We start from the raw sequence: 14,101 nt of genomic DNA on the forward strand, positions 1-14,101 counted from the left end.
GATATGAAACCAATACTATTACACGAAGACAGATTGTTTCCGGCCGACGAAGCAACCCGATCTGTTGCTCGCGCGCTGTATCAAACAGTCAAAGACCTGCCTATTATCAGCCCCCACGGTCACACCGATCCGCGCTGGTTTGCCTATGACGAAAATTTTGGTAATGCCACCGAGCTGTTTATTTTACCCGATCACTATGTGTTCAGAATGCTCTATAGTCAGGGCGTTTCGCTGGAGAATCTCGGTATTCGTCGCTGGGATGGTGGTCCAACCGAAAGCGACCCGCAGAAAATCTGGCAGATTTTTGCTGACCATTATTACCTGTTTGCCGGTACGCCATCCAGAATGTGGCTCGATACGGTATTTAAGAATGTGTTTGGTTTAACCGACATGCTGTGCAGCGAAAACGCCATGGAGTACTACCATTTCATCACAGCAGAGCTGGCGAAAGACGCATACAAACCCCGCGCTTTAATGGACCGCTTCAATATTGAACTGATTGCCACCACTGAAGGGGCTCTGGATAATCTTGAGCACCACCGGGTATTAAAAGGCACCGGCTGGGATAAACGTGTTATTACTTCCTTCCGTCCGGATGATGTGGTGGATGCCTCCCGTGAAGACTTCGCACAGAATATTGAGCTACTCGGTGAAATTACCGGTGAAAATACCAGTGACTGGGAAGGTTATCTGGCGGCTATTCGCCAGCGTCGGGCTACATTCCGCGAACATGGTGCGACGGCAACCGACCACGGCCACCCTACTGCCCGTACCGCAGATCTGTCGAAGGCTGATTGTCAGGCGCTGTTCAGCAAATGCCTGAGCGGCAAAGCCAGTGAGGCCGATCAGGAATTGTTCCGCGCTCAGATGCTTACCGAATTAGCGGGTATGAGTATTGAAGATGGGATGGTTATGCAAATCCATCCGGGCGCATTCCGTAATCACAATAACGATGTGTTTACCAAATTCGGCCGCGACAAAGGCGCAGACATTCCGCTGCAAACCGAATACGTCAACGCCTTAAAACCGCTGCTGGATAAATACGGCAACGATCCGCGCCTGAACATCATTTTGTTTACGCTTGATGAAACCGTCTATTCCCGTGAGCTGGCGCCGCTGGCTGGTCATTATCCGTGCCTCAAACTGGGGCCTGCCTGGTGGTTCCACGATAGTCCGGAAGGCATGTTGCGTTATCGCCATCAGGTAACAGAAACCGCCGGTTTGTTTAATACCGTTGGCTTTAACGATGACACCCGCGCTTTTCTGTCGATTCCGGCTCGCCACGATGTAGCCCGCCGCATTGATTGCCGGTTCCTGGCCAATATGGTGGTGGAACATCGAATCAGCGAAGAAGAAGCTGGCAGCCTTATTAAACAGCTGTCTTATGATTTGGCGAAAAAAGCTTACAAACTGGGGCAGGCATAATCATGGCGGCGTCATTAACTAATTCTACGCTGGCCACCCTGCCAGCCGAGGTCAAAAAGCCAGAATACGATCGCACTGAACGCAGTCGCGGTATTGTGCATATCGGGCCGGGCGCGTTTCACCGTGCCCACCAGGCAGTGTATACCGATATGGCTATGGCCTATGGCGGTAACTGGCGCATTACCGGCGTGTCGATGCGCAGCGCTACGCTAAAGCAAAAGCTCGCCGATCAGGGCAACCTGTATTCACTGGTGGTACTGGATAATGAGCCCTATGTGCAGGTAATTGGCGCCTTCGATAGCGTACTGGTATTAAATGAAGACCGTGAAGCCATCATGGCGGCGCTGACCGACGCCAATACCCATATTATTTCGTTAACCATTACCGAAAAAGGCTACTGCCTGACCAGCAATGGTGAGCTCGATACATCCCATGCTGACATTATGCATGATTTAACTCACCCTGATGAGCCGGTATCGGCGGTAGGACTTATTGTTAGCGCGCTCAAGCACCGTTTTGAGCAGCAACAGGCCGATATCACCGTGATCAGTTGCGATAACCTGGCTGATAACGGCAAAAAGCTGGCCAGGGCGGTATTGCAGTTTGCTCAGAAAATTCAGCCCGAACTGGCGCAGTGGATTGAACAGAACATTGCCTTTCCCTGCACCATGGTTGATAGCATTACGCCGGCTACCGATGAAGCACTGATTAGCCTGGCGGCCGACAAGCTGGGTGTTGAAGATGCCTGGCCTATCCAGCGCGAAGGCTTTACCCAGTGGGTGGTTGAGGACAAATTCAGCGGGCCTCGTCCGGCCTGGGATAAGGTTGGTGTCACCTTTACCGATGATGTTGCTGCCTTTGAAAATGCCAAACTGCGTATTTTGAATGGTACCCACTCAACGCTCGCTTACACCGGTATTTTGCTTGGTAAAGAAACCGTTTATGAAGCGATCAGCGACAGCGCCCTGGAAGCGTTTATTCGTCGTTTGCTCAGTGATGAAATTATTCCATCTATCAATGCAGAAGGCGTGATGGATTTAGCGGCCTACGCGGAAGATATTTTAAATCGCTATAAAAACCGCCACATTCGCCATTTGTTGGCACAGATTGCCTGGGATGGTTCGCAGAAGCTGCCTTTCCGTGTGCTGAATACCGTGCGCGATAACTTAAAGCTTGGTCAGCAGGCAAAGCTATTATGCGTGCCGATTGCGGCATGGATTTTATTTATTGCTAAACGCGCTAACGATCAGGAAGAGCTGGTGGATCCCTTGGCAGAGACCTTAATTGGTTTAGCCAATCAGCACCAGGGTGACCTGCCGGCGCTCGGCGCAGCTGTGCTGAATCTGCCTCAGGTGTTCGCCGAACTGACTGCCAGCACATGGTTTAAAGACACCGTGCTGGAATATGTTGAAGCACTGTCGTCCATCAACACCAACAATGCGACTGACGTGTTGGGAGCCTTGTAATGAGCGACTTTAAAAGCCTGATTAAGGGCACACCATTGCTGCCGATTTTGCAGCCACAAAGTGTAGAGCAGGCCGTTAATATTGCCGGTGCCGTGCATGCCAGTGGCTTGCGTAGTATCGAAGTAGTGCGCCGTACACCCGTAGCGGCGGCCGCGGTAACCGCCATTCGTGAAGCATTTCCGGAACTGTTAGTAGGCATGGGTACTGTGTTAAATCAAGACCATGTGCAGGAAGCGGTAGACGCCGGGAGTCAGTTTATTATTACCCCGACTATCAGTGAAAAACTGCTGTTGGCACTGAGCGACATTACTATTCCCTATCTGCCTGGTACTGCTTCTCCCTCAGACATTTTACTGGCCGTCGAGGCCGGCTTGTCGGAAGTGAAATTCTTTCCGGCCAGTTTAAGTGGTGGTGCCGCTATGCTGAATAATTTCAGCGCTATTTTTCCGCAAGTATCACTCTGCCCAACCGGTGGTATTTCCAACTCTAATTTGCATGAGTACAGCAGCCTGCCCAATGTGTTCGCCGTGGGCGGCTCCTGGATGATTCCAAAAAGCTGTGTCGCAAGCGGCGACTGGCAGGGCGTAACCGCTGCCTGTGCGCTGGCGCAACAACAATTTACTAAGGATGCCGCGTGAAAAGAGTCGTCATTTTTGGGGAATGTATGGTGGAACTGGTGTCAACCAGCGCCACCGAACTGAAGAAGAGCTTTGCCGGTGACACATACAACACCGCAGTGTACTTAAAGCGCAATGCGCCGGGCTTGTCGGTAAGTTATCTGACCGCTATTGGCGAAGACTTTTTAAGTAATGAGCTGCTGTTTGCCATGGGTGATGAGCAAATAAATACCGACCATGTTTATCGCTGCAGTAAACGTAATCTGGGTTTGTATATGGTGCGAACCGACAAGTACGGTGAGCGTACCTTTGCCTACTGGCGGGATGGTTCGGCAGCCACACAAACCCTCAATGTGATGACTCAGGCCCCGGACAATATCGAGATGTTCTATTTCTCGGGTATTTCGGTGGCGATTTTAGATGTTGAGCAGCGCGAGAAGCTGTTTGACCTGATCAATACCTTACGCAGCAACGGATGCCGAATTGTCTTTGATCCTAACTATCGTCCGCGACTGTGGCGTGATCAGCAGGAAGCTCAGGAGTGGATGGATAAAAGTTACCAGGTTGCTGACATCGCATTCCCCGGTGGTGACGACCACCTGGCGTTATATGGCCATACCAATGCTGATGATGTGCTTGCGCATCTCGCTCCGTTTGGCATTAGCGAAGTGGTGATGAAAAACGGCGCGGTAGGCGTGCATATTGTGAATCACGAAGGCCAGTTTATCGTTCCGGTACAAACGGTAACAAACGTGGTGGATACCACCGCCGCAGGTGATGCGTTTAACGGCGGTTATCTTGCAGCGCGGTTATCCGGTAAAAACGTGACTGAGTCCGCCAGCTTTGGTGCCATGGTGGCCGGTACGGTTATCCAGCACCCCGGTGCCATTATTCCGGCCGACACCCTAAGAAAGGCCGTAACCCCCCTTTAATGAATAAATCAGCAGGGTAATTTGCCGCCCTGCTGATTTACCGCCTATCCCCGCTATTTACCATTTACCCGTCGTTATCACCGTTAGTCATTTAATCCACCAGACTTGATTTAATCAGGCATTCTGTGTTCCATAGCACAACCGTTAAGGAGACATTTTATGCTTAAGTGGATAACAGGTTTGGTTGCCGGATTACTGCTGGCAAATAGCAGTACAGCAATGGAAACCGCGGGTGATTGGCACGGCGAACTCAATATTCAGCCTGGTGTATCACTGCCTTTGGTACTGCATATTGCGGGCAGTGAGCCTGATTGGCAGGTTAGTCTGGATAGCCCGAACCAGGGGGCATTCGGCATCCCGGGCAGTGCCGGCAAAATCACGGAGACGCAGGTAACGTTGAAGTTTGCTGCTATCGGCGCATCTTTTGAAGGGGCATTGGAAGATGGCGAGCTTGTCGGGACATTCACGCAAAGCGGTAAATCTTTTGCGCTGACCCTGGCGCGCCAGAGTGAGGAAGGCAAAGAAAAAGCCCGGCAGGCAGCAGCCCGGCCGCAGCACCCTAAGGCGCCTTTCCCCTATTCTGTTGAAGAGGTCAGCTACCCTCATACATCCGGGCCTTTTGCGTTTGCTGCAACGCTAACGTTGCCCAAAGGCAAAGGCCCTTTTCCGGCAGCCATACTGGTGTCCGGCTCGGGCCCTCAGGATCGTGATGAAACCCTGATGGGACATAAGCCTTTTCTGGTGATTGCCGACCATCTGACCAAAGCCGGCATCGCGGTATTGCGGTTTGATGATCGCGGTACCGCTAAAAGTGGCGGTACTTTTGCTGGAGCAACCATTGATGATTTCAGCACCGACATAGCTGCCGCCTTCGAGTACTTGAACACCCGGGATGAAATAGACCAGCAAAAGATTGGTCTGATAGGACACAGTGAGGGCGGTGTAACGGCGCCGATATTTGCTGTCCGTCAGCCTCAGGTAGCCTTTGTTGTGTTATTGGCGGGGTTGGGTGTGGATGGCACAACATTATGGGCCGAGCAACAACGGGATATAGCAATGGCCTACGGATTGCCCAATGGCGAGGCTATCTATCAGGCGATGCGTGTTTTTGCAGAGCAGGTGATTGCCGGAGAAAGTCCCCAGGCCATTGAGCAGGATTTACTGAGCAAAGGGTATGACAAGGCCACAGCCCAACAGTATCTTAAAGTGGTGGCTAACGAGTGGGGGCAAAGCTTTTTGACCTACCAACCCCAAGAGGTACTGCCAAAGCTGACTATGCCGGTACTGGCATTAAATGGTGATAAGGATTTGCAGGTGGCCGCGGCATCTAATATTGGTGGTATGGAGGCCATTTTTGCAAGCACCGACAACGAGGATGTGACATTGAAAATACTGCCAGATCTCAATCACCTTTTTCAGCAGGCTGAATCCGGCCTGCCCGACGAATACGGCAGGATTAATCAGACGTTTGCACCACCGGCGCTATTGATGATCAGCGACTGGATCAGCAGCCGGGTGGGAGAATAGTGTGAAGCAATACTGGCTGCTCCAGGTGACCGGTTGGGGATTATTCTACGCCATCGACTCAATGTTAAAAGTGGCCGCAGGCATAGTCAGCTATCCTCTATTTATCGCTGTCTTTATTCTCTATGGCTTTGCTATGGCGGCTTCACATTGTTTGCGTATCTGGTATCGCCGCTGGCAGCGTTTACCCTTGTTAAAAGTGGTCGCCGGCGTCCTGTCAGCATCTCTGCTTGCTGCTGCAGGTGCAACGAGTCTGATGCTCGGTACCCTGGTGGTCATCAAAAACCCAATTATCCAGCAGGCCAGCGGCGCACTGGATTTGTTGTTTATTAACAATTTGCTGGTGGTCTGGGCCGTTCTGCTTATCTGGAGTGGCCTGTACTTTTTTATTACCCGGCAACGCAAAGTGGATGAGCTGGAGACGTCTCAGGAAGATCTGCAGCAAAACCTGCAACAAGCGCAGTTAAACGCCTTGCTGAGTCAGTTGAATCCGCACTTTATGTTCAACTGCATTAATAATATTCGAGCGCTTATCTTAGAAGATGCTGCCAAGGCCAGAGAAATGCTGGCCAACCTGGCCGATATGTTAAGGTACAATCTGCAAAGTGATGCCGGGGAAACCTCATCGTTGTCTGCCGAACTGGCTATTGTTGAGACTTACGTGAGCCTGATGAAGATGCAGTATGAATCCCGTCTGGCCTACCAGGTGACGGTGGACGATAAAGTTAGCCAGGATTGCCCCGTACCGCGATTAATGCTGCAATTGCTGGTGGAGAACGCTATCAAGCATGGTATCGCCAGGCAGGTAGAGGGCGGTGTGGTTAGCGTGTCTATGGGCCTTGCCGAGCATTGCCTGCTGATTGAAGTGGCCAATCCTGGTTCACTGAAGGCCGGAGAGGGCGGCATCGGTGTTGATAATATTCGTCAGCGGCTTGCAATACTTTATGCAGAGCAGCAGGCGTTTACGCTGAGCCAACAGCAAGACAAGGTCGTGGCAAGGGTACAATTACCGTATAAGGACAAACCATGCGGGTAGTCATAGTGGAAGACAGCCGACTGGCGAGACTGGAGTTGTGTGAGCAGTTGTCGCAACTGCCAAATGTTACGCTGGTGGGGCAGGCCGATACAGTGGAAAGCGCCACTGCTCTTATCAACGAAGTGCAGCCGGACCTGATTCTGCTGGACATCGACTTACCCGGAGGCACCGGCTTCGACTTACTAGAGCAACTTGAGGTATTGCCAAAAGTGGTGTTTACCACTGCCTTTGACGAATTTGCTGTGCGCTCCTTTGAAGTAGATGCGCTGGATTATTTGCTTAAACCCATCACCTTACCGCGGTTAACCAAAGCTTTGGCCAAAACTGAGGCGCAACTTGCCGCGCAAGAGGCTGTTACCACCGAGTCCAGACTGCATGGCGACAGCCAGTTGTTTTTAAAAGAGGGCGAGCAATGCTGGCTGATCAGGCTTAAGCAGGTACAGCTGTTTGAGTCGGTTGGGAATTACACAAGAGTCTATTTTGATCAGCATAAGCCGATGTTGAATAAGGCTATTTCGCATATCGAGGCGCGTTTGCCCGAGGCCGAATTTTTTCGCATAAACCGTTCAGAAATTATCAACCTGGCCTTTATCGACGACATTGAAGTGCCGCTTAACGGCCAGTGGCAGGTACGTATGCAAAACGGGCGTATTCTGGTGCCCTCACGCCGCCAGGCTCAGGCATTCAGGCAACGGTTATCACTGTAACACCGCTTAAACAATGTTATCCTGAGTACATAGCTACGCAGGAAGAGAAGAATAAAAATGAAACCAATAGTCTATGTATCCGGCACCTTTGATTTATTTCACAGTAACCACCTCAAAATGATTGAATAAGGCGCTGGGTTTGGTGGTACGTTAATTGTAGGCGTGAGTACGGATGAACTTGTCTGTACTTATAAAAATCCCCCTGCGGTGCCTTATGAAGAGCGTGCGGCGATTATTTCTGCTTTAAAATATCCCAATATGGTTATCCCTCAGCGCTCGCTGGATCACACTGACCGGGTAAAAGATCTCAATATTGACGTGTTTGTGGTAGGTGATGACTGGCGCGGCAAATATGATTATCTGCGCGACTTAGGCGTAGAGGTGTACTACTTCCCTTACGGTGAAGGGGTTAGTAGCACCAGGTTAAAACAGCAAATCACCGAACAATACAATAAGCTGAAAAGCACAGCCGATAAACATGAAAACCCGGAGATTAAAAAATCATGAAGCGAGTTTTAATCACCGGTGGCAGCGGTGACTGGGCGCAGAGTTTTAAGCAGCAATACGGCGAGCAATTCCATATAGATACACCAGGGCGCAGTGAACTGGACGTCACCAGCGAAGATTCTGTTAAAGGGTATTTTGCCGGACTTTCGGCTCCCTATGATATTGTGATCAACAATGCCGGCTCCATCCATCCTAAGCGTATTCTGGCGTCGGACAGTGCGCAGTGGGTTAATGATATTCAGGTTAATCTGGTGGGTACTTATTACGTATGTAAGTATGCGCTTACTGCTTCTGAATCTACTCAGCTGATTCAGATTTCATCAACGGCCGGGTTTAATGCTTACAAAGACTGGTCGTCTTACTGCGCCTCAAAAGCCGGGGTGATTACCCTATCGAAGAGCCTCGCTGCCGATGGTTATAACTCGATTTGTTTGTGCCCCGGCGCCATTGACACTAAATTCCGCGATTACTTTGATTTACCTAACAATAATATGATGACCTGTGAGCAACTCACCGGTTACGTGATACAGGTTATAAACGGTGAATTTACACCGGGAGATGTGTTGTTTATCCGGGCTAACGAGTTTGAATTGAACCCGTAAATAACAGGCCAGCGTTGGATAACCGCCGGCCCTGTTTTGCTATAGTAAATTAACTTACAGCGAGTCGCGGTATACGTATTTCGCCAACGGGTGGTTACGGGCATGCAAATCGCGAATAAAAAACTGTGCAACCTTGGATGCGCCCACCACATTTAAATGGGTATTGTCGGTTTTGCCATCCGGATAGCGGGTGTATAAATCCGGCGGTACCTGAATAAAATACTGACGGCTTTCTGGTTCACCGATGGATTTTAAGAACCCACAGGTTTGTTCGTTAAGGTCAAAAAACTCAACCTCTTCTGATTTGGCGACTTGTCTGGCAGCGTTAGCGTAATCGATGAGTTTACGTTGCAGGTTACCTTCTTCATCAAAATGGCGTCGGCAAATCGAGCTGGCGATCATCGGAATGGCGTTGTGTTCACGCACTTCCTTAATGTACTGACGTAAAAACGCCGGATAGTCTTTGTCTACTGAAGCATAGCGGGTCGGGTCGTCTTTTTTCTGGTCGTTATGACCGAACTGAATTAACACGTAATCGCCTTCTTTCAACTCGGAAAGCACCAGCGCCCAACGTCCTTCATTGATGAAGCGGCGGGTACTGCGGCCATTGGCAGCGTGATTCACAATTTCCAGTTCTTCGTTTATGTACTGTGGCAGTAACTGCCCCCAGCCACGTTCGGGATAGGCCAAATTTGGCTTGTTCGACATAGTGGAGTCGCCCACCAGATGCAGCGCCACACGGGTAGGATCCCAGGCAAGAGAATGAGAGCAAAAAGCCGAGAGTATCAGCGCAAATAAAACGCGTTTCATCTTTTCTCCTTAAAAAATAAAAAAAGGCCATTTGTAACAAATGGCCTGGGGACCGGGCATGGGAGCAGGAATTAAACTGGTTCGTAACACCTGTTTCCCGACCCGGTCTAACAGCGGATCAAATGATCCTTGGGCACACTATAAAATCGTTACATTCTGTAGCTGGCACCGATGAAGAACTGACGACCAGTTTGGGTCACATTCCACAAGCGTCCACCCATATTGGGTGATACCAGGGCAACAATCGGCTCATCGGTCAGGTTAATGCCTTCAATCGACACTTTGAGGTTCTCTGACACATTGTAGCTGGCCGAGAAGTCGATATGGGTGGTGCCATCCACATAGCGTTCTTTGTTCGGGTTACTCTGGAATGACGTGGTGAACTCACTGCGTTTCGCCATAGAAACGCGGGCACTAAACAGGTCATTTTCCCAATAAACCGTAAAGTTAGACGATTTGTCTGACTGACCGGTGAGGTTTACGTCGGCATCAACAAACGTCATGTTAGCCAACACACCGAAGTTTTTCACCCACTCAGGTCCAGGCAGGAAATCCAGTTTTTGTTGGTACTGCACTTCGTAGCCGTCGAGCTTGCCGCCTCCGCCGTTAACCGGGCGACGTACTTCAAAGTCGGCATTATTCACGATGTCAGCCTGACCGCCCAGCACGCTGTCGGGTAAGCCAATTTGTTGCCAGTTAAGGGTGCTGGTTTCGTTGGTCGGGAACGATTCAATGTCCTTAATGAAGTAGGCGAATGACAGTAACGCACCTTCAGCAAAGTAGTACTCTGCAGACAGGTCGTAGTTGGTAGCCCGGAACGGTTCGATGAACGGGTTACCATAACTAACACCCAGGTTGAACGGGTCTACACTTCCACCCGGCGACAACGTGCTCAGGCCAGGACGAGACATTACGTCGGCATAAGAGGCACGTAATACCACGTCTTCGGTGAGATCGAGTGCCAGGTTAACCGATGGCAGCGTATCGCTGTAATCGTTTTTAACCGTGGTTGGGTCGCCATTTACCAGGCCAGTAGATTCGACATCGGTTGTCGCATAACGCACACCAGCGTTACCGCGCAGGTCCATGTCACCTACCGGGAAGAAAAAGTCAGCCTGGATAAAGTAGCTCATGTTTTCTTCGCCAACCGCATAAGTATCACCACCGCGAGGCGCATAACTCCAGCCACCACTGGCCAGGAATTGCGGCAGTTGAGCGTTGTCGGCCATAAAGAATGACTGACCACCTGCGCTGACCACGTTACCGTCGGCAGCGGTGACCACATTGCTGATACCAAAAGCGACGTTATCGACCGTGCCGTCGGCCGCATCAGCATTAGCAAAGGTCCCGTCTGCCCGTGAACCGGCGATTTCATACATGTAATCTTTGTACGTAACACCACCTTTCAGGGTGACGGAATCATTCAGGATATAGGCAAAATCAAGACGCGCGTTGTCGTAACTGGATTCTGCATCATATAAACGGTCGCGGTACTCTGATAATTCCCAGTTGGCCGGATTTGCTGTATCAAAGCTGTAGCCAATGGTTGGACTCATCGGGCTGCTGTAATCAAAAGTTACCGCGGAGCTGCTTTCGGCGTAATCGAGCATACGGCGTGAGTCATTTTCACTAAAGTGCTCATAAATAATAGTGGTTTCACGGTTATCCAGAACTGACTCAGAAGTACCTGCCAAAAGGTGCAGTTTTAAATCGTCGTTAATATGATGAACCACATCGACACTGAATTGCGTAAACTCCGATTCCCAGTTTGACTCAAAGTTTTCTGAACGCACATCTACATCGTGAGCTGTCGCCGCCACAATGCTGTCGTTACCGTCTATCGTGTAGTCGGTCAGGTAAGTCTGGCCCACGCCCAGAGAGTTAGTCCGCGCCAGAGAGATAGCCTGCATAAATGGCTCAAGACGCTGTGCTTCAATTTTGGCGTATAAGGCATCTACGGTAACCGTGGTGTCGTCGGTGGGTGCAAACTGCATTGACGCGGTAATGCCGGTGCGGTCCAGGTCGTGGCTCTTATCGGCAAAACGAGGGAAGCGCGGGTGCCAGTAGCTGCTTAAATCTTCGCTCTGGGTGCCTAAGCAGGAATCGTCGGTACAGAAGCTATCGTCTTCCCAACGGCCGGTGTCAGCGCCAACGTTGCTAATTAACTGAGAAGAAAATGACGCTGAGACTAAAAAGCCAAAGGTGCGGTCTTCGTTGGTGTAGCTGGTGAGTGCCGACAGTCTTGGATCGGCTTCTTCAGATTGGTCGTTGTAAGTGCCCTGCACATTGAGGGCTGTTACGTTGTCTTTAAAATCAAACGGTCGACCGGTGGTTAAGTCCACCGTGGCACCTAAGGTACCTTCTTCAATTTCGGCAGAAGAGGTTTTGTGAACGGTTAGCTGGCTGAACAGTTCAGAAGCAAACACGTTAAAGTCGAATGCACGGTTTTTACGCACACCACCAGGACCAGCAGACAGTGATTGCGCCTGCATGCCATTCAGCTGCACGCGGGTAAAACTGGAGTTAAGACCACGAACGGTAATTTCACGACCCTGACCGGCATCACGACTGATGGCGATACCCGGGATACGTTGTAATGACTCGGCAAGGTTCTGATCAGGAAAGTCTGCAATATCTTCGGCGAGAATGGTGTCGACTGCGCCGGCTGAGGCGCGCTTGGTGATCAGGGCTTTTTGCAGGCTGTCTGCAAAGCTTGAGGCGCGAACCTCTATAACTTCAACATCATTATCAGGTACATCCTGGGCTTGCACCAGTGCAGGTGTTAGTAAAGCACAGGCTACCGCCAGACTTAATGGGGCTTTGTTAAAACTCTTGGCAAATTTCATTCGTGGCTTCCTCACGTTTTTTATTAACCTGTTCTGCAGCGTATTCATTCCGTCAGCGGCTGCTAAACATGTTGTGTGCATGGGTACGTATTCTGTTAAACCTGTTGTTATTATGTGTATGGGTTAACAAGAGGTTAACAAGAGGTTAACAATATAGATATAAATGCTACCGGTGGCAAACGCCGTTCACAAAATTTTCAAGAATTCGCTGGTTTTGTCATTTATGTTCCATATTCGAAACATCTGTTGGTTAGTTTGAGAGGCCTGTTCAAGCAATTTTTTATACTAAAGATTAATGACTTACGTTAAATCTTGCGCGTTTTCATAGCGTCTTTTTGAGCATTTGTTATTGTGTTTACATGTTGACAACAATAGTGAAATTACTAAAATGCTACCGGTAGCATAATTTATTTACATTTTTTCAACAGGGGTCGAAAATGATCGGACAGGTGATAAGGACAACGCTGGTGGCATTGCTGTTTACAACCACAGCAGTAGCGGCGCAAACTGACACACTGGATAACACCAAGCCTTGGTATCAACGCATGGTGGAATCAGAAATGGTGCGTTTCCCAGAGGCCTGGATGATGGACTGGGATAAAGAGCCGACCTGGGACTATGTTCACGGTTTAAATTTATTGGGTTTTGCCCGGGTTTACGAAAAAACCGGTGACAAGCGTTACTTTGATTACCTCAAGGGCTACTACGACGAGCTCATCGATCAGCAGGGCAATATCGCCACCTATAAAACGGAAAAGTTTAATATTGATATGCTCAATGCCGGAAAGGTGCTGTTCTTCTTATATGATCAAACCGGCGATGAAAAGTACATGCTCGCTGCAGACAAGCTGCGCGCCCAGTTAAATGAACATCCGCGCACCAGCGAAGGCGGATTCTGGCATAAAAAGCGCTATCCAAGTCAGATGTGGCTCGACGGTCTGTACATGGGGGCACCTTTCTATGCAGAGTACATCATGCGCGCCAGAAATCCAGAGCAGCTCGATGATGTGTTTTTACAGTTTGAATTAATTGAAAAGCATCTGTACGACCCGAAAACCGGCTTGCCACGTCATGGCTGGGATGAATCCCGGGATCAGAAATGGTCAGACAACGCCACGGGGTTGTCACCGCACCACTGGTCACGAGCGCTAGGCTGGTACGCCATGGCAATGGTGGACGTAATGGATATTGTGCCGGCGCAAAACTCCAAACGTGCCTGGCTGGCAGCCCGCTTTGAGAAATTTATGTCGCAGGTAGTAAAATACCAGGATCCCACCGGTGCCTGGTATCAGGTAACCGATTTAGGCGACCGTGAAGAAAACTATCTGGAAGCCTCCGGTACGGCCATGCTGACGTATGCCATGGCCCGTGGTGTTAATTTGGGCGTATTACCAGAGTCTTACCGTGCCCATGCTGAAAAAGGCTTTGCCGGGCTAGTGGACCAAATGATTTCTGTGGATCCGGCAACCAACGTGATTAGCCTCAATCAGGTGTGTGCGGTAGCCGGGCTGGGTGGTAATCCCTATCGTGACGGCAGCTTTGAGTATTATATGAGCGAACCTATTCGCCCGAATGACGCCAAAGGCGTTGGCCCTTTCATCCTGGCTGCACTGGAATTGGGTAAGTAAC

12 protein-coding genes are annotated in these 14,101 nt (G+C 50.1%); 10 read left to right on the top strand and 2 right to left on the bottom strand.

Going from position 1 to position 14,101, the window contains the following annotated elements:
* The first annotated feature begins 3 nt into the window (after window positions 1-3).
* From uxaC to AC566Q_RS00340, 9 genes are all read left to right on the top strand, one after another.
* On the top strand, window positions 4-1,425 hold the full coding sequence (gene uxaC, locus AC566Q_RS00300; RefSeq protein ID WP_499612602.1) for a glucuronate isomerase: 1,422 nt from the start codon (window positions 4-6) through the stop codon (window positions 1,423-1,425).
* Between the two features lie 2 nt (window positions 1,426-1,427).
* The gene (locus AC566Q_RS00305; RefSeq protein ID WP_499612603.1) at window positions 1,428-2,891 is read left to right on the top strand and encodes a mannitol dehydrogenase family protein; all 1,464 of its coding nucleotides are present in this window, start codon (window positions 1,428-1,430) and stop codon (window positions 2,889-2,891) included.
* A complete protein-coding gene (eda, locus tag AC566Q_RS00310; protein ID WP_499612605.1) occupies window positions 2,891-3,529 on the top strand; it encodes a bifunctional 4-hydroxy-2-oxoglutarate aldolase/2-dehydro-3-deoxy-phosphogluconate aldolase in 639 nt (212 codons plus the stop codon). Before AC566Q_RS00305 ends, eda begins: the two co-directional genes overlap by 1 nt.
* Complete coding sequence (locus tag AC566Q_RS00315) at window positions 3,526-4,440, top strand: sugar kinase (RefSeq protein WP_499612606.1); 915 nt, start codon at window positions 3,526-3,528, stop codon at window positions 4,438-4,440. The genes eda and AC566Q_RS00315 overlap by 4 nt, the downstream gene beginning before the upstream one ends.
* A 159-nt stretch (window positions 4,441-4,599) precedes the next feature.
* On the top strand, window positions 4,600-5,967 hold the full coding sequence (locus AC566Q_RS00320) for an alpha/beta hydrolase family protein (protein ID WP_499612608.1): 1,368 nt from the start codon (window positions 4,600-4,602) through the stop codon (window positions 5,965-5,967).
* Window position 5,968: 1 nt separating this feature from the next.
* The gene (locus AC566Q_RS00325; protein WP_499612610.1) at window positions 5,969-7,000 is read left to right on the top strand and encodes a sensor histidine kinase; all 1,032 of its coding nucleotides are present in this window, start codon (window positions 5,969-5,971) and stop codon (window positions 6,998-7,000) included.
* On the top strand, window positions 6,991-7,707 hold the full coding sequence (locus tag AC566Q_RS00330) for a LytR/AlgR family response regulator transcription factor (RefSeq protein WP_499612612.1): 717 nt from the start codon (window positions 6,991-6,993) through the stop codon (window positions 7,705-7,707). Before AC566Q_RS00325 ends, AC566Q_RS00330 begins: the two co-directional genes overlap by 10 nt.
* 153 nt (window positions 7,708-7,860) lie before the next feature.
* Complete coding sequence (locus AC566Q_RS00335; protein WP_499617629.1) at window positions 7,861-8,214, top strand: FAD synthase family protein; 354 nt, start codon at window positions 7,861-7,863, stop codon at window positions 8,212-8,214.
* Complete coding sequence (locus AC566Q_RS00340; protein WP_499612614.1) at window positions 8,211-8,816, top strand: SDR family oxidoreductase; 606 nt, start codon at window positions 8,211-8,213, stop codon at window positions 8,814-8,816. Before AC566Q_RS00335 ends, AC566Q_RS00340 begins: the two co-directional genes overlap by 4 nt.
* A gap of 54 nt (window positions 8,817-8,870) precedes the next feature.
* Here the strand turns inward: AC566Q_RS00340 and AC566Q_RS00345 are convergent, their stop codons facing one another.
* Together AC566Q_RS00345 and AC566Q_RS00350 are read right to left on the bottom strand one after the other, a co-directional pair.
* Window positions 8,871-9,626 (bottom strand): rhamnogalacturonan acetylesterase, encoded by a 756-nt coding sequence (locus AC566Q_RS00345; RefSeq protein WP_499612616.1) that lies wholly within the window; start codon window positions 9,624-9,626, stop codon window positions 8,871-8,873.
* A 149-nt stretch (window positions 9,627-9,775) separates the two neighbouring features.
* Window positions 9,776-12,472, bottom strand: coding sequence for a TonB-dependent receptor (locus AC566Q_RS00350; protein WP_499612618.1), 2,697 nt, complete (start codon window positions 12,470-12,472; stop codon window positions 9,776-9,778).
* 437 nt (window positions 12,473-12,909) lie between these two features.
* Between AC566Q_RS00350 and AC566Q_RS00355 the strand changes: the two genes are divergently transcribed.
* Window positions 12,910-14,100 carry a glycoside hydrolase family 88/105 protein gene (locus tag AC566Q_RS00355; RefSeq protein WP_499612620.1) on the top strand — a complete coding sequence of 397 codons (1,191 nt, stop codon included), beginning with the start codon at window positions 12,910-12,912 and terminating at the stop codon, window positions 14,098-14,100.
* The last annotated feature ends 1 nt before the right edge of the window (window position 14,101 follow it).

The sequence above is a fragment of the Alteromonas sp. H02 genome (genome assembly GCF_059682525.1).

What these genes read in the sequence shown, in the direction of transcription:
- uxaC (WP_499612602.1), top strand. Translation starts at nt 4, where the DNA reads ATGAAACCAATACTATTACACGAAGACAGATTGTTTCCGGCCGACGAA.
- AC566Q_RS00305 (WP_499612603.1), top strand. Translation starts at nt 1,428, where the DNA reads ATGGCGGCGTCATTAACTAATTCTACGCTGGCCACCCTGCCAGCCGAG.
- eda (WP_499612605.1), top strand. Translation starts at nt 2,891, where the DNA reads ATGAGCGACTTTAAAAGCCTGATTAAGGGCACACCATTGCTGCCGATT.
- AC566Q_RS00320 (WP_499612608.1), top strand. Translation starts at nt 4,600, where the DNA reads ATGCTTAAGTGGATAACAGGTTTGGTTGCCGGATTACTGCTGGCAAAT.
- AC566Q_RS00330 (WP_499612612.1), top strand. Translation starts at nt 6,991, where the DNA reads ATGCGGGTAGTCATAGTGGAAGACAGCCGACTGGCGAGACTGGAGTTG.
- AC566Q_RS00340 (WP_499612614.1), top strand. Translation starts at nt 8,211, where the DNA reads ATGAAGCGAGTTTTAATCACCGGTGGCAGCGGTGACTGGGCGCAGAGT.
- AC566Q_RS00345 (WP_499612616.1), bottom strand. Translation starts at nt 9,626, where the DNA reads ATGAAACGCGTTTTATTTGCGCTGATACTCTCGGCTTTTTGCTCTCAT.
- AC566Q_RS00350 (WP_499612618.1), bottom strand. Translation starts at nt 12,472, where the DNA reads ATGAAATTTGCCAAGAGTTTTAACAAAGCCCCATTAAGTCTGGCGGTA.
- AC566Q_RS00355 (WP_499612620.1), top strand. Translation starts at nt 12,910, where the DNA reads ATGATCGGACAGGTGATAAGGACAACGCTGGTGGCATTGCTGTTTACA.